The following is a 16508-nucleotide window of genomic DNA, read 5'->3' as shown; positions in this document are numbered from 1 at the left end:
ACCCCACGAATGTGGGGTTTTTTGTTACCTTTTTTCAAGCTCATAAAAATCTATGAAACAACAACCCTTACTTGGCTTTTTATTTTCTTTAATAGCCATTTTGATGTGGGGAATGCTACCGCTTGCGATTAAACAAGTCTTAAAATCACTAGATTCTCAAACGATTGTTTGGTTTAGATTCTTAGTCGCAACTCTCGGCGTTTTCGCCATACTCGCTTTTGCAAAAAAACTACCGAATTTGACCGCTTTCTTTCGCCAATATCGTTGGTTATGGTTGGTGGGGGTCATTGGATTATCTTGTAACTTCTTTCTATTTAATCTTGCCTTAAATTATATTCCGGCGGCAACCAGCCAGGTTATTAGTCCACTTTCTTCATTTGTAATGATTGCACTCGGTGTTGTGTTGTTTAAAGAAACGATCGGTATTCATCAAAAAATCGGTTTCGTTCTGGTTGTTATTGGCTTGGTGATGTTTTTTAATAACCGTTTTGCTGATTTGGCGGCAATGAATAGCTATGCGTATGGTGTATTATTGGGCATTTGTGCCAGCCTAATTTGGATTGGTTATAGTTTGTCACAGAAAATAATGTTGGCGAATTTTAGTTCACAACAAATTTTGTTACTGATTTATTTTGGTTGTACTTTGGTATTTACGCCTTTTGCACATATGGGAGAATTAGCTAAATTAGATTTAGCCGCTTGGGGCTGGTTAGGCTTTTGTGGTATTAATACGGTGATTGCCTACGGCTGTTATGCCGAGGCATTAAATCGTTGGGAAGTGTCTAAAGTAAGTTTAATGATGACTCAAATCCCGATTCTAACCATTATGCTTACTGCATTAAGTCACTCTCTTTCGCCAGAATTATTTGAAGCACCGGATCTGAACGGTTTAAGTTATATTGGTGCGATTACTGTCGTTTCCGGAGCGATGATTTCCGCTGTCGGTCATAAATTGTTTTATCGTAATCAATTACGTAAAAGATAAAAGATAAAGGATAAATGATGACACGAAGACCTCTACTTGGATTTTCTTTAGCATTACTTGCAACGGCGACATGGGGATCATTACCGATGATGGCACAGCAAGTATTAAAATATGTCGATGCACAAACATTGGTATGGAGCCGTTTTGTAGTTGCCGCTATTGTATTAATGTTGGTTTTATTTCTCACTCGTCGTTTGCCAAAATTAGCGAAATTGAGTTTAAAAGATTGGGGATGGGTATGTTTAGGCGTTATCGGTTTATCCACTAATTTTGTATTATTTGCTGATGCACTTAATTATATTTCACCGACTACCGACCAGGTTTTATGGCAATTAGCTCCTTTTACAATGATTCTATGTGGAATTTTATTCTTTAAAGAACAGTTAAAATTGTTCCAAAAAGTCGGCTTTATACTGTTAGTTATTGGCTTGATTGCATTCTTTAATGATCATTTTGATGAAATCTTACAATTTGATAGTTATGCTTTAGGCATTTTACTTGGGTCAGGAGCCAGTACAATTTGGGTTATATATGGTATTGCACAGAAATTATTACTCAGAAAGTTAAGCTCACAACAAGTCTTAATGATTATTTATATCGGTTGTGGTTTGTTACTTGCACCGCTTTCAACACCGAGTCAATTAACACAACTAAGCGGTTTTCCGTTAATTTGTTTTATTTATTGCTGTTGTAATACGTTAATTGGTTATGGTGCTTATGGAGAAGCACTAAATCATTGGGATACGTCAAAAGTCAGCGTTGTAACGACAATGATTCCGGTTTTTACGATGATTTTTGCTTTTATCGGACATTATTTTTTCCCAAATACATTTGCTAATCCTGATATGAATTTAATGAGTTATATTGGTGCATTTATTGTTGTTATCGGTGCGATGCTGGTCGCGGTAGGGGATAAATTATGGGTAAAAAAGTAGAGAAATAAACCGCTTGTAGAGATAAAAAACGGATATTCAGTAGGATGAATATCCGTTTCGTTTTAGGAGAAGAAGTTAGATTAAAAATCGTAGCTTAAATGTAATCTTGCTAGATTTTGCTTCGCCATTTGTGAGCCATTAGTGATTCCAGCAGATGCTTTGAGTTTAAAGTTTTTATAGGCAAACTCAAGACCACCGAGGTAGTGGTATTGGTTACTTGCGTTAAAATTGAAGTTATAACCGTTCACTTTTACATCGCTATTACCTTTATTCCACCAATGCTCTAAGGATACAAAAGGTTTTAGGCTGTAATGTTCTGCTAGGTTAAAACGATAACCTGCATCCAATCCTACAAGATAACTAACAAATCCGACCGCTTCCTCTTGTATTTGATTACCATTAAGCTGGTAATTTGCGGATTCTAAATGGCTATAACGGATACCTGCTTTAGGTGTGATTTCAATTTGCTTCCATTTAAGCTCTTTACCGAATGTTAAGCCGGCTTGCCATACCTTACGGCGTAAGTCAATTTCTTCGCCATTTGTTTTAAGCTCATTTTTAATACGGCCTAATCCAACGTCAATCGCGACAAAGTTTCCGGTCGGTGTTTGATATTTCATAAAAATAGAACTCATTAAGAATTTATTTTCGCTTTTCGCATTATCGGCAAAATCGTTATCGCTACGCATATCGTTTAGGATCCAACCCACCTGAGTACGTTCATTGATTAAGCCGCTAATTCCTAATTGAGTGCGGAAACTATCACTTTCGTAACCTTTATGGAAATTCGCATAGTGTTTACTATTTGCTAAGGTATTTTTCGACCAAACACGATAGTTATTACCGTTTTCAGGGAATTTCTCAATCACAGCTTGAGCCAAATCGGCACTGATAGTTGCTATATCATGTGTTTGAGTTGCAAGATTTGATAACGGTATATTTGCAATACGCTGGCTTTCTAATAGGACTAATGTTTTACTATTATCCGGCTCAATTTGAATCGCTATAGTCGGTTTTTCTTCTGTAGTTACGCTGGTTCCTTTTGTTTGAACAACAGGTGTTTCTGTAGTTGGCTTCTCTTCAGCGGTTACAGAACTTCCGTTTTGTTTTTCAACAGTAATTTCAGGTTTCGTATTGGTGGTAACAGAACTTCCGTTTTGCTGTTCAATAGTAATAGCCGGTTTTGCCTCGGTGGTTAAACTACTTCCATTTTTCTGTTCAATAGTGATTTCCGGTTTTGCCTCGGCGGTTAAACTACTTCCATTTTGCTGTTCAATAGTAATAGCCGGTTTAGCTTCGGTGGTAACAGAACTTCCGTTTTGCTGTTCAATAGTAATAGCCGGTTTAACTTCGGTGGTTACAGAACTTCCGTTTTTCTGTTCAATCGTAATCTCCGGTTTAGCTTCAGCAGTTACGCCACTTCCGTTTTGCTGTTCAATAGTAATAGCCGGTTTTGCCTCGGCGGTTAAACTACTTCCATTTTGCTGTTCAATAGTAATCGCCGGTTTAGCTTCGGTGGTAACAGAACTTCCATTTTGCTGTTCAATAGTAATCGCCGGTTTAGCTTCGGTGGTAACAGAACTTCCATTTTGCTGTTCAATAGTAATCGCCGGTTTAGCTTCGGTGGTAACAGAACTTCCATTTTGCTGTTCAATAATAGTAATAGCCGGTTTAGCTTCAGCAGTTACGCCACTTCCGTTTTGCTGTTCAATAGTAATAGCCGGTTTAACTTCGGTGGTAATAGAGCTTCCGTTTTGCTGTTCAATAGTAATCGCCGGTTTAGCTTCGGTAGTAACAGAACTTCCATTTTGCTGTTCAATAATAGTAATAGCCGGTTTAGCTTCAGCAGTTACGCCACTTCCGTTTTGCTGTTCAACAGTGATTTCCGGTTTAGCTTCAGCAGTTACGCCACTTCCGTTTTGCTGTTCAATAGCAATTTCCGGTTTAGTCTCAGTGGTTACGCCACTTCCATTTTTCTGAACAATAGCGATTTCCGGTTTTGCCTCGGCGGTTAAACTACTTCCATTTTGCTGTTCAATTGTAATAGCCGGTTTAGTTTCGGCGGTTACAGAACTTCCGTTTCTCTGTTCTACCGGAGTAGGTGGAGTAATATTCTTCGCATTTATAGTAAGTGTTGATGATTTCGGCGATCTTACGTTTTTCGGATCCTTAGTAACGGCAAAAATCTCTACCGCTTCTTTTTCATTTCTTGAAATCGGTATGGTGATTGGGTTATGGTAATCATGATCCTCTAATGTTACTGGGATTGTTTCTTGTTTACCGTTTCGAATGATCACAACTTCAATTGTTTCATCACCGTAAAGCTGATCAGGCTCATTAAAAGAAATCGTGATATTTGTCGTATTGGATGCTTCTTCGTTAGTGGTTAAGACTCCATCATTATTTGTATCTTTCTCGAATCGAATAACTGGTACGGTAATATCTGTCGTTTGTTGAGTATCAATTAACTTAAAGGCTTTATCTTTAAATTCAAATGTACCGTTGTTAGTATCGGCAACCGTAACATTGTCCGGCTTATCGTCCGAAATAGTTACATACGGCTTGTTAATAATACCGGCTCCAGTAAGGGACACTTTCAGATTATTATCAGTCACGCCCTCGGTGAGCTGAATTTCATTGTTTGGTGAAATTCTCACTTCATTGTTGCCCTCCGAAACAATTTTATTGATCGTAAGAGGTGTTGTTGCGGCCGTTGCTGTTACGACAGCACCACTTTTTAATGTGAGTGTGTCTACATTGCTAATTTGATTAGCAGAGATAGCTTTTTTCGTTTCAACCGTAACATTTTTGATGTCTTTAATTGTTGCCTCATTAGCCTTTTTGAGATTAACTGTGGTATTTGTTGCACTTCCACCTTGGAATACATCAACACTATTATTATCACTATTAACAACAACTGAGCCACTCACCGGATTCGCTTCTTTACCAAAAGTAATAGTGCTAACATCGGCATTTTCTTCAATATTGATTGTTGATGCGGTAGTTTTTTCCTTATTATTCGTATTACCTGCAATCACTTCTTTTACTTTGGTAAAATGTGGTTTTCCAACAACACCGCTTAAGGTTAATGTACCATTACCTTCACCAGATGTATCTGTGCCGTTACCCATCACAATCGTTGCAAGACTCTTTGCATTTTGGTTGATTTGAGTATCAACATTATTGAGCGTGAGATCTTTGCCGTTTTGATAAATAAATTGTGTGACTTCTTCCTGACTTTTGGCGGTGACGTCAAGATTAATTTCCCCGGTAGCAGGTGGTAAAATTAATTTGAGATTACTCATTACAACATTACCGGTTAAAGAAATCGGAGCCGCACGCACGGTTAATGAACGATTGTTACCTTCAATGGTGACATTGCCCATTTCTAATGGTAAAGCTCTTTTATCATTTGCCGCTGTGTTATAAGTGGAAATTACAATATCATTTAACAGCGAAATAACTGTAAGTGTTTGATTAATTTTTGCGGCATTTAATGCCTGTTGGAATTGCAACTGATCCGTAACATCAAAGCGAGATTGTGCTACTGCTACAGTAGGCATCACGACTGAAACCGTAGGTATGCCAAATAAAATTGCTAGTGCAATACGATTTTTCGTAAATGTCATATAAATTTTTCCCTAGATATTTCTTAGATTAAAAATTTATACATTATACTTTATCGCTATTTTTTCTTTGCGTTTGATGTTGGTTATTTACTTAAGTTTATAATTTCAACGTATCTTTTCAAATAAAAAAGACCGCTTGTATAGCCTACAAGCGGTCTTTTTTAGCACATAATGTGTTATTAAATTAGAAACGTTTACTAAACTCAATAAAGACTCGATGTTTGTCATAGCTGTAAAAAGTATGGTTACTTTTTACTTTAGTAAAGCTATAAGTTAAACGTGGTGTAATTCCCCAATAATGGATAGCACGATGCCAAATACTTGCGGTAACACCATATTCTTTATTGCGTTGGGTAATGCTGAAAATAGGCATAGGTGCTTTATAATTTTTTTGTGCATAGCTGAGTGATAAGCGAGTTGAAACTCCTAAATTCCATTCTTGCCCCCATCCTAAATTTAGCCCCCGGCGTATATAACTATCGTCTTTATCTCGTGTTGAAGTACGGTTATAGTTTAGGTTTGTAAACCAATATTGATTAGCATTGGTAAGGTAAGTTAATCCGCTCGAGATAAAGTGATAATTGCCGTTTAAATGTAAGCGATCCATATAACGCATTTCGGCATATTCATAGGCATTATTCCATTGCCATTGAGGCGAAATCCAATAGGTAGTTTCAAGCATTGTACCGCCTGATTTAGAGAAACGTTTGATCGATTCACTACTTTTTGAACCGCCTGCATACCACGTCTGTTCCATAAAAGGTAATAATGCGATATTTAAACGAGCGGTTTGATAACCTAAACCAAAATTACCTCGGGTACTCACTTCATTATATTTTTTGTTGTTCCAGTAATATTTTCCATTTGTATCTAGGCGTAATTCATTATAGAAGCCGTTTCCCCACGACCATTTTTTACCAATATTAAAATTAAATCCGAATCCTTGAGCTGATTCCGATTTTGGTGCTGTCCAGTTGCCGTAACGTGTACCACCTTTTGGTGCATTATTGATATTCGGGTCGTTGAGATAAGTGATACCGCCGGAAAAATTCCAACGATCTCTATAACTCATCGCAGAAAGATATTTATCGGTTAATGCTTTTATTTCATTTGGAATATTATCGGAACGAACTTTTTGGAATTGGTCTTCGGAAGCCTCGTATTGATTATTTTCAAATAGGGCAATAGCCAGCTGTAAGCGAGCGGCGGTTGCCTCCGGATAGGTTGCTAGGATTTCACGATAATGTTGAATAGTTTTTGTATAATCGCCGTAATGACGAGCTAAAATGGCCTCTGACCATTTAATAAAACCACTATCTTGATAACGTTTCGGCATTTTTTGATATAGCGGGAAGAGAAATTCGACTGTATCCGTATTGCCTTGTAATAATGCTAAATTTAGTGCATTAGAAAGTAAGTCTGGCCGTTGGATTAATGCCTCTTTTGTCATTGATATTTGTTTACTTTCTCTTTGAGGTGCCGCAATTTTCGGTTGTTCAATCGTCTTATTGATATGGCGTGGAGTAGTGACTTCAGTTTGTGCACGTAGATCATCTAAGCGTTCGGAAATTTTTTGTGAAACATTTTCAATTTCAGCAAGTGATGGAAGGCGCAACTAATAGATAAAAGTGTAAAGACTAATTTAAATTTCATATACTCTCTAATGGTAAATAATGTAAAGGCTATGTACTATTATATATGAGAATGATTATTAACAAAATATAAAAAAGCTATCGAACACGATAGCTTAAGCAAAATTAAATAATATCAAGTTGTTCTAAAGCGTGAAGAATACCGTCTTCTTCAATAGGCTTGGTAACATAATCTGCTCGCTCTTTCAGTTCGTTTTCCGCATTACCCATTGCGACACTAAAACCAACCGTATCAAACATTTCCATATCATTAAAGCCGTCACCGAACGCCATTGTATTTTCAATATTTAAACCGAAGTGTTTAATTACATCTTCTATACCACGTGCTTTTGAATTTTCTTTTCTAAGAATATCAACACCCATTGGATGCCAACGACAGACTTTTAATTCATCACTGAAAATACCGCTATCAATGACTTCTTGATCTTGCGATTCGGGATAGAAAGCTAATAATTGTACGGCGGTGTGATGTAAGTAATATTTGGGATCAACAATATAATCGGGCTTAATCGGATTAAGTGCTTCACGTACAATATCATTATCTTGTGAAACGGCGATCTCATCTTTAGTCACAAAAGCATAAACAATGCCGAGAGCGGTTAGTTTTTCGATACATCTTGCAATTTGCGAAGCAGTTAGTGCATATTCACTAATAAGTTGATCTTGATAGAAATTATATTGTCCGTTAATGGTGACGAATAATTCAAAGTAGTGATTATCAATGAGAGGTTTTAAGGCTTTTGGTAAACTACCGAAATTTCTCCCGGTTGCAATCGCCGTCATAATGCCTTTTTCTTTTAAACGAGGTAACACTTCTTTTTTAATCGATTCAGGAATTAATGCTTTTTGTTTGATATAAAGGGTTTCATCAATATCAAAAAAGACGATCTTAATTGGTTGCTGTGGTTTATTCATAGTTTCTCTCCCTATTTTTAACATGGAATTGTACGTTTTTCCGATCCGTATCGCAAAAATTCTCGCATTTTTCCAACAGAAATTTGATACAAAGGGTTATATATCTGGAGGAAAGAATGAATATTTGCTGTTTTCGTTGTATTGAATGTGAACGGGTGTTACGGATCGCAACACAAGGCATTTGTAGCCGTTGTTATCGTCGGTTGGAACAAGCCCCATATTGCGGTTGTTGCGGAGCATTATTGGCTGAGTCGCATTTATATTGTGGCGAATGTTTGCGTAATGAACCTAAATGGCAACGAATGGTATTGGTTTCACGTTATAAAGCACCGTTGGCAGAATGGATCCATCACTTTAAGTTTCAAGGAAAATATTGGCTGGATCGTCCACTTGCCCGTTTACTTTTACTGGCGGTTAAAAATGCTCGCCGCGAACATCAATTAATGTTACCTGAGGTACTTATGCCTGTTCCGCTACATTGGCAACGTTATTGGCAAAGAGGCTTTAATCAAAGTGAGTTGATTGCAAATTATTTGGCTAATTGGTTGAGATTACCATTGGATACCCGGAGCTTAATTCGTACCAAATCAACTCAAGCACAACGAGAATTGTCTGCACTAGAACGCCGTCATAATTTAAAGGGAGCATTTTCTTATCAGCCGATTAAACATTATCGGCGAGTTGCGATTATTGATGATGTTGTCACCACCGGTTCAACGCTTAATACGATTTGTGCGGAATTATTGAAAAAGGGAGTTCAAGAAATTCAGGTTTGGACACTAGCCAAAACTTAAAAGAACAAGACGGCAGGTCAGGATTTTGCCGTCTTTTTAAAGGGGAGCTATCTTGCGATTGCCGAATACACCTTAAATTTATTTGATTTTGCAATCATTTTATGCGAGCCGAAAGCCTGATCCAGTAAATTTGGATAAGGTAAGAAAGCATTCGCGACAATACGCAGTTCACCACCGCGATTTAAATGTTGTTTCGCTTGGGCGATTAAATCTTCCACTGCTCGATAAGCGGTATCAATGCCATCGTGAAACGGCGGATTAGATACAATCAAATCAAAACGTTCTTCGATATTTGAAAAAACATCGCTTGCCACAATTGCTCCTTCCAGTGCATTTTCCGCAAGTGTACGACGAGATGATTCGAGCGCCATCGCATGAATATCGGACATGGTTAATTTGATTTTTTCGAATTGTTGTTTAAGACTTGCCCCAATCACACCGGCACCACAGCCAAGATCCAACACTTTACCTTTTAAGCGGTCTGCTTTATTAAAACTCGAAAGCAATAATTGCGTGCCACCGTCTAATTCTGCCGAACTAAATACGGCAGGTAAAGCAAAAATAGTGAGATCCGATAACTGGTAAGATTTCCAAAAGGCTTTGCGGTTAAATTGTGGTACATTTTTGAGCTCAAAATGATATAAACCGCGCCGACGAGCGGAATCAATTTTGGCGATACTGCCGTAAGATTCAAGTAGCTTTTCTACCGAACGCACACCGGCACGGTTTTCACCGATAATCAACATTTCCTGCCCCACAGCGGCTTGTGAAAGCCATTGCAGTAATTGATATTGGCATTCCTGTTTGTTTTTAGTCCAGTAAAAGACGGCTAATTCTGCTTTAATTTCACAATCTAAGCCGAAGTTCACATCGGCATATTGGCGTGCATAATCGAAATAACTGCTAAAAATGTCTACACTTTTCGCATTCGCTTTTATTTGATCGACAAAGCGATCTCGAATATCACCAAAAAATAAAATGGATTTATTGGCAAATAAAGGCAAATGACGGTTTAACACTTCACTTTCAAGAGAGAGCATAACTATCCTTTTGTTTCCCTATATTACAGGGCTTAATCATAAAAACATTTCCGCATTTTACCGACTTTTGGTACTATTCCCTACTTGTTTTTGCGAGGTATGAGATGAATCGGCGAGATTTGCTATTAAATGAGATGAATATTCCTCAATGGGTGCTAACAAAACCGCAAGTATTAAAGGGCGATGCGCAAATTCGCTTGGATAAAGCGGTGAAACTGGTTGTGGTATGTGAAGAGAATCATCAAACTAGCGGTCTGTTTTCGGATATTTTACGCACCTTGCAGTTGCGACCAAACCAATATCAATGGTTGGATGCGGAACAAGCCCAGCGTTTAGCTTTTGAACATCAGCCTATTTTTTGGTTAATCCAAGCAGAATCACAAGCGGTTGAAATTGCAAAAAAATTTGCAAATCAGACCGCTTGGCAACATAGCTCGTGGCAAGATTTAACTAATGTCGCAACTAAACGCCAACTTTGGCGACAAATGGCGGCATTTTGTCAGCATTTTGAGGATAATCATGATTGAAGTAGTGAATGAATCGGATTTTGACCGCTTGTTTGAAATTGAACAAGCCGCTCATCTTGTACCTTGGAGCAAAGGTACTTTGCTAAATAATCAAGGTGACAAATACTTAAATCTTAAGCTGACCGAACAAGATCAAATTGTGGCTTTTGCCATTTGCCAAACCGTATTGGACGAAGCCACTTTATTTAATATCGCTGTTGATCCGAGTTTTCAAGCAAAAGGTTACGGCAAACGTTTATTATCTGCCTTAATTGAAAGACTGCGTGAACAAGGTATCTTAACGCTTTGGCTAGAAGTGCGAGAATCCAATCTCGCCGCACAAAAATTATATGACGCACTCGGTTTTAATGAAGTCACTATTCGTAAAAATTATTATCCGACACCGAGTGGCGCAAGAGAAAATGCCGTTGTGATGGCACTGTATTTATAAATGATTAGGAACATTAAACATAATGACCACTGAAACCCCATTCATGACCTTTGAGGAATTAGATTTAGCTCCTCAACTGTTAAAAGCACTCAATAAAAAAGGTTACAAACGCCCGACCGCCGTACAAGCGGAAACCATTCCACACGCGCTTGACGGACGTGATTTGCTTGGTTCGGCACCAACCGGCACCGGCAAAACTGCCGCATTTTTATTGCCGGCAATTCAACATTTATTGGATTACCCACGCCGTAAACCGGGCGCACCTCGTATTTTAATTTTAACGCCGACTCGTGAACTTGCGATGCAAGTAGCGGAAGAAGCGCAAGCTTTTGCCGAATTTACCAAGCTTAGTATTGCGACGATTACCGGCGGTGTGGCGTATCAAAACCACGGCGAAGTGTTTAACAGCAACCAAGATATTGTGGTCGCGACACCGGGACGTTTAATGCAATATATCAAAGAAGAAAATTTTGACTGCCGTGCGGTAGAGATTTTGATCTTTGATGAAGCAGACCGTATGTTACAAATGGGCTTTGGTCAAGATGCGGAAAAAATTGCGGCGGAAACCCGTTGGCGTAAACACACGTGGTTATTCTCGGCAACGCTAGAAGGCGAATTGTTGGTGGATTTTACTGACCGTATTTTGGATAACCCGTTAAAAATTGATGCGGAACCAAGTCGCCGTGAGCGTAAAAAAATCCAACAATGGTATTACCATGCGGATAACTTAGAACACAAAACCAAATTGCTTGCTCGTTTAATTTCTACGATGGAAATGGAAAAAGCGATTGTATTCGTTCGCCGTCGTGAAGATGTGCGTGAGTTAAGCGATACGTTACGTAAACGTGGCTTACGTTCGACTTATTTAGAAGGCGATATGGCACAAACTCAGCGTAACCAAGCGATCGCCCGTTTGAAAGACGGTGTAGTGAATGTATTGGTAGCGACGGATGTTGCCGCTCGTGGTATTGATATTGATGATGTCGATTATGTGATTAACTTCGACTTACCGTATAGTGCAGATACCTATTTGCACCGTATCGGTCGTACCGCTCGTGCCGGTAAAAAAGGATCGGCGATTTCGTTGGTTGAAGCGCATGATTACAAACTGTTAGGCAAAATCAAACGCTATACCGAAGAGTTGTTAAAAGCGAGGGTGATTGAAGGTTTAGAACCTCGTACCAAAGCGCCGAAAGACGGTGAGTTGAATACTACGACCAAAAAAGAAAAAGCACGTATTAAAAAACGTAAAGAAGCGAAGAAAGAAGCGGCAAAAGCCAAAGTAAAAGTGCGTCATAAAGACACCAAAAATATTGGTAAACGTCGTAAACCGGCTTCAGAAGCGGCAAAATCTGCGTAATACAAGCGGTTGAATTTTTGCAAAATTTTGCGGAAATTTGACCGCTTTTGTTTTCTAGTTTGTAGAGGAAAAACATGGATCTACACAACATTCGAGAAGATTATAGTAAACAAGAATTGTCCCAAGCGCATTGCCATGCGGATCCGATTCAACAATTCGAACAATGGTTACAGGAAGCGATTACCGCTAAAGCGAATGAGCCGACAGCGATGAACGTTGCCACCGTTCTTGACGGCAAACCGACCAGCCGTATTGTGTTATTAAAAGAGGTGAATCCAAACGGCTTTGTGTTTTTTACCAATTATCAAAGCCGTAAGGGGCAAGCGATTGAGCAAAATCCTTATGCGGCATTAACCTTTTTTTGGGCGGAGTTAGAACGTTCGGTACGGATTGAAGGACAGATTGAGAAAATTTCAGCTGAGGAATCGGATCGCTATTTTGCCAGCCGTCCTTATACCAGCCAAGTCGGAGCTTGGGCAAGTAATCAGAGTCAAGTGTTAGCCAGTAAAAGCGAGTTGGTGGCAAAGGCGGCATTGATTGCGGCGAAACACCCGTTACACGTACCTCGCCCACCTCATTGGGGCGGTTATATTGTGTTACCAGAACGTATTGAATTTTGGCAGGGCAGGCCAAGCCGTTTGCATGACAGGATTTATTATCGCCTTGTTGAAGGAAAGTGGCATAAAGAAAGGCTATCACCATAAGATAACGGAAATAAAAAATGGTGGGATTTCCCACCATTTTTGTTGATTTGCCTGAATTAGTCTAAAGACTTTTAGTCAGCAAGTTTTGTACCGTACAGATAAGTGTAACCGAACGGACTTTGTTTGTAGTCTTGTACACGTTTACTAGTCGGTGCAAAGTTAATCGAGTGTGCCACGTTAATCCACGGTGCTTGTTCTCTTAACAATACTTGTGCCTGTTCGTAGAGTCTTGTACGTTCCGCTTTATCCGATAAGCCGAGGGCTTTATCTAATAACGCATCCAACTCAGGGCTATTAAAACGAGCATAGTTACTGTTGCCAACGTTTGCTGAACCGAATAATGGTGATAAGAAGTTATCTGGATCACCGTTATCACCCGACCAGCCATAGGTACCGGCAGTTAATTCACCTGCTTTAGTACGTTTAATATAATCGCCCCATTCGTAAGTGACTAATTTTGCTTTTACCCCGATTTTCGCCCAGTCTGCCTGAATGATTTCAGACATACGGCGTGGGTTCGGATTTGAAGCACGCACTACTGGTTGTACCCAAAGTTCAGTTTCAAAACCATTCGGATAGCCAGCTTCTGCTAAAAGTTGTTTCGCTTTTTCAATATTAAATTCTGATTCTGGTAAGCTGTCGTTGTAGCCCCAAATAGTTGGCGGCAATGGATTTTTCGCCGCAATACCGGCACCTTGGTAAACCACATCAATAATCGCTTTTTTATCTACCGCAAGATTTAACGCTTGGCGTACTTTGACATTATCAAACGGTGCTTTTTCGGTATTAAATGCCACATAAGCGATATTTAAACCCGGTTGTGAAAGTAATTGTACTTTCGGATCGGTTTTCATCTTTTCAATATCAGTCGCATTCGGGAAGTCAATTAAGTCGCACTGACCTGCTTGTAATTTTGCATAACGAGCGGTTGCATCCGGCACAATTTCAAAAATTAAGCGGTCAAAATCAGCTTTACCTTTCCAATAATCTTTATGTGCCACATAACGGCTTGCCTGATCTAATACGTAACCGGTAAAGGCAAATGGACCAGTACCAATCGGTGTCGTATCGATAGTTTCCGGTTTACCGGCTTTTAACATCGCATCTGCATATTCGGCAGAATAGATCGAAGTGAAGTCCATCCCTAAACTTGAAACGAAGGTCGCATCACGTTTGGTTAAGGTAAATTTCACCGTATGATCATCCACTTTCTCTACCGATTTTAATAAAGTTGGGAATTTCATCGCTTTAAAGTACGGATAAGTCGCTTTTGATACCGTATGGTAAGGATGATTCGGGTCTAACTGACGGTTAAATGAAAAGACTACGTCATCCGCATTAAAATCACGGCTTGGAGTAAATTCTTTGTTTGAGTGGAATTTTACCCCTTTACGTAAATGGAAAGTGTAAGTTAAACCGTCTTCTGAAATATCCCAAGATTCGGCTAATGCTGGTTCAATCTCTGTCGAACCACGTTTAAATTCAACTAAACGGTTATAAACTTGCTGAGAACTCGCATTGTAAGAAATCCCGTCCATTGCTAATGCCGGACTTAAATGTTGTGGTGAACGGCTAACACAGTTCACAAAAGTTTTTTCAGCAACCGGTTTCGCTACAGTTTTAGCATCGGTATTTTTATCGTCACAAGCGGTTAAGGCAAGTGCTACTAATACACCTGCACTTACTTTAGTTAAAGTCGCTAATTTCATAAGTGCTTCTCCAAGTAGGATTTTAAATAAATCGTAAAATAAAAAGTGGCGAGAGATTACCTTTTCTGAGCTATGGAGTAAAGAACAAAAGGCATTTTTTTATACTAAAATGATATAAAAGCGGTCTAATTTCCGCTAAATTTTGCAAAAAAGCTGGGAAATTAGACCGCTGATTTTGGAGATTATAATGAAAAATTAGTACATACCTTCACGTTCTTCACGGGTACTGATGTAGATATTTTTCACTTGGGTATAAGCATCTAACATCATTTGGTGGGTTTCACGCCCGATACCAGAAGATTTATAACCGCCGAATGGTGCGCCCGCCGGCAGAATATTGTAGCAATTGACCCAAACACGACCGGTTTCGATCGCTTGTGCAACACGTAATGCACGATTAATGTCTTTAGTCCAAACACCGCCGCCTAAGCCGTATTCCGAATCGTTCGCCATACGGATAACGTCTTCTTCGGTTTTAAATTTAATCACGGTTGCCACCGGTCCGAAGATTTCTTCTTGAGCAATTCGGCTGTTATTATCTTTCGATTCAATTAAAGTCGGTTCGACAAATTCGCCATTGACAAGGTTATCAGCTAAGACTTTTTTACCGCCGGTAATAATGCGACATCCTTCTTCTTCACCGATTTTGACATATTTTAAGATAGTGTTGAGTCGCCCTGCATTGACTTGTGCACCCATTTGAGTGTCATCTTCCCACGGTAAACCGACTTTGACTTTCTTAAATTCTTCGGCTAATGCTGCCACAAATTTGTCATAAATTCCTTCTTGTACAAAGATGCGTGAACCGGCACAACAGACTTGTCCTTGATTGAATAAAATACCTTTTTGTGCGCCCTCTAATGCTTTGTCGAACGGCATATCGTCAAAGAAAATATTAGCCGATTTACCGCCTAATTCTAAGGTTGCCGGAATGAGTAATTCTGCGGCAGAAATCGCAATATGACGTCCCACTTCAGTCGAACCGGTAAATGCCAATTTGTTAAAGCCTTTGTGTTTAAGCATATATTCGCCCGATTTCGAGCCTTTACCAGTAATTACATTTAATACACCTTTCGGCAGTAAATGATTAATTTTTTGTGCAAAAGATAACAGGCTTAACGAAGTGGTGCTGGAGGGGTGGATTACTACGGTACAACCTGCCGCCAATGCCGGTGCGATTTTCCATGCCGCCATTAAGAACGGGAAGTTCCACGGAATAATTTGTCCGACTACGCCGATAGGCTCACGCAGAACAAGTGAAAGTTCTTCTTGATTGATTTGATTTAAGCTACCTTCGCCGGCACGAATCGCACTGGCGAAATAGCGGAAATGGTCGGCGACTAACGGAATATCCGCCGCTCTGGTTTCACGAATCGGTTTACCGTTGTCTAAGGTTTCTTGTAAAGCGAATAATTCGCTGTTTTCGTCAATCACATCGGCAATTTTATTTAAAATCGCCGCACGTTCCGCTACCGTTGTTTTACGCCAAGATTTAAATGCTTCTTGTGCCGCTTTTACCGCCGCATCCACATCCGCATCGGTTGCATCGACAAAATGCGCTAACACTTCGCCGTTTGCTGGATTATAAGAAGGAAGTAAATCGTTACTGCTACCTTGAGTCCATTCGCCATTGATTAATAAGCCGTAATTTTTATCAAAAACATTAAGATCTTTCATCTCATTACTCCTAGATTTATGGGGAAATAAATAGCTGTTGCCAACCATAATACGCCTCTTAAATTTAATCCGGCAATGTTTTTATGAATAAATTGTTAATTAAATGTTAAAAATGTGAAGAAGATCGCAAAAATAAAGGAGAGTATATAAT

Annotated in this window: 13 protein-coding genes; 7 read left to right on the top strand and 6 right to left on the bottom strand. The window is 39.3% G+C overall.

What is annotated here, in order from left to right; genetic code table 11:
• Positions 1-52 precede the first annotated feature (52 nt).
• Positions 53-985: a DMT family transporter gene (locus tag NYR89_RS07125; protein WP_279445279.1), complete on the top strand. Its 933-nt coding sequence runs from the start codon at positions 53-55 to the stop codon at positions 983-985.
• A 17-nt stretch (positions 986-1002) separates the two neighbouring features.
• Positions 1003-1920: a DMT family transporter gene (locus NYR89_RS07120; protein WP_279445278.1), complete on the top strand. Its 918-nt coding sequence runs from the start codon at positions 1003-1005 to the stop codon at positions 1918-1920.
• An 80-nt stretch (positions 1921-2000) separates the two neighbouring features.
• Here the strand turns inward: NYR89_RS07120 and NYR89_RS07115 are convergent, their stop codons facing one another.
• From NYR89_RS07115 to NYR89_RS07105, 3 genes are all read right to left on the bottom strand, one after another.
• Entirely contained in the window at positions 2001-5549 is a 3549-nt protein-coding gene (locus tag NYR89_RS07115; protein ID WP_279445277.1) for an autotransporter domain-containing protein, read from the bottom strand.
• A gap of 184 nt (positions 5550-5733) precedes the next feature.
• Positions 5734-7164 (bottom strand): porin family protein, encoded by a 1431-nt coding sequence (locus NYR89_RS07110; RefSeq protein ID WP_279445276.1) that lies wholly within the window; start codon positions 7162-7164, stop codon positions 5734-5736.
• A gap of 142 nt (positions 7165-7306) precedes the next feature.
• A complete protein-coding gene (locus tag NYR89_RS07105) occupies positions 7307-8116 on the bottom strand; it encodes a Cof-type HAD-IIB family hydrolase (protein ID WP_279445275.1) in 810 nt (269 codons plus the stop codon).
• A 116-nt stretch (positions 8117-8232) separates the two neighbouring features.
• Between NYR89_RS07105 and NYR89_RS07100 the strand changes: the two genes are divergently transcribed.
• A complete protein-coding gene (locus NYR89_RS07100) occupies positions 8233-8910 on the top strand; it encodes a phosphoribosyltransferase family protein (RefSeq protein ID WP_279445274.1) in 678 nt (225 codons plus the stop codon).
• A gap of 47 nt (positions 8911-8957) precedes the next feature.
• Here the strand turns inward: NYR89_RS07100 and rsmC are convergent, their stop codons facing one another.
• A complete protein-coding gene (gene rsmC / locus NYR89_RS07095) occupies positions 8958-9950 on the bottom strand; it encodes a 16S rRNA (guanine(1207)-N(2))-methyltransferase RsmC (protein ID WP_279445273.1) in 993 nt (330 codons plus the stop codon).
• Between the two features lie 104 nt (positions 9951-10054).
• Here rsmC and NYR89_RS07090 point away from each other — a divergent pair, with 104 nt between their 5' ends.
• From NYR89_RS07090 to pdxH, 4 genes are all read left to right on the top strand, one after another.
• Positions 10055-10477 (top strand): DNA polymerase III subunit psi, encoded by a 423-nt coding sequence (locus NYR89_RS07090; protein WP_279445272.1) that lies wholly within the window; start codon positions 10055-10057, stop codon positions 10475-10477.
• Positions 10470-10907 (top strand): ribosomal protein S18-alanine N-acetyltransferase, encoded by a 438-nt coding sequence (rimI, locus tag NYR89_RS07085; protein WP_279445271.1) that lies wholly within the window; start codon positions 10470-10472, stop codon positions 10905-10907. The genes NYR89_RS07090 and rimI overlap by 8 nt, the downstream gene beginning before the upstream one ends.
• Positions 10908-10929: 22 nt before the next feature.
• Positions 10930-12267: an ATP-dependent RNA helicase SrmB gene (gene srmB / locus NYR89_RS07080; protein WP_279445270.1), complete on the top strand. Its 1338-nt coding sequence runs from the start codon at positions 10930-10932 to the stop codon at positions 12265-12267.
• A 74-nt stretch (positions 12268-12341) separates the two neighbouring features.
• Positions 12342-12971 (top strand): pyridoxamine 5'-phosphate oxidase, encoded by a 630-nt coding sequence (gene pdxH / locus NYR89_RS07075; RefSeq protein ID WP_279445269.1) that lies wholly within the window; start codon positions 12342-12344, stop codon positions 12969-12971.
• 71 nt (positions 12972-13042) lie between these two features.
• Here pdxH and NYR89_RS07070 read toward each other — a convergent pair whose 3' ends face one another.
• Both NYR89_RS07070 and NYR89_RS07065 read right to left on the bottom strand, forming a co-directional pair.
• Entirely contained in the window at positions 13043-14680 is a 1638-nt protein-coding gene (locus NYR89_RS07070) for an ABC transporter substrate-binding protein (RefSeq protein WP_279445268.1), read from the bottom strand.
• Between the two features lie 195 nt (positions 14681-14875).
• Complete coding sequence (locus tag NYR89_RS07065; protein WP_279445267.1) at positions 14876-16357, bottom strand: aldehyde dehydrogenase family protein; 1482 nt, start codon at positions 16355-16357, stop codon at positions 14876-14878.
• Between the last annotated feature and the right edge of the window lie 151 nt (positions 16358-16508).

Origin of the sequence: Actinobacillus arthritidis, assembly GCF_029774155.1 — a bacterium.
Classification (GTDB): domain Bacteria; phylum Pseudomonadota; class Gammaproteobacteria; order Enterobacterales; family Pasteurellaceae; genus Actinobacillus; species Actinobacillus arthritidis.
This window is presented reverse-complemented; position numbering and strand designations above follow the sequence as displayed.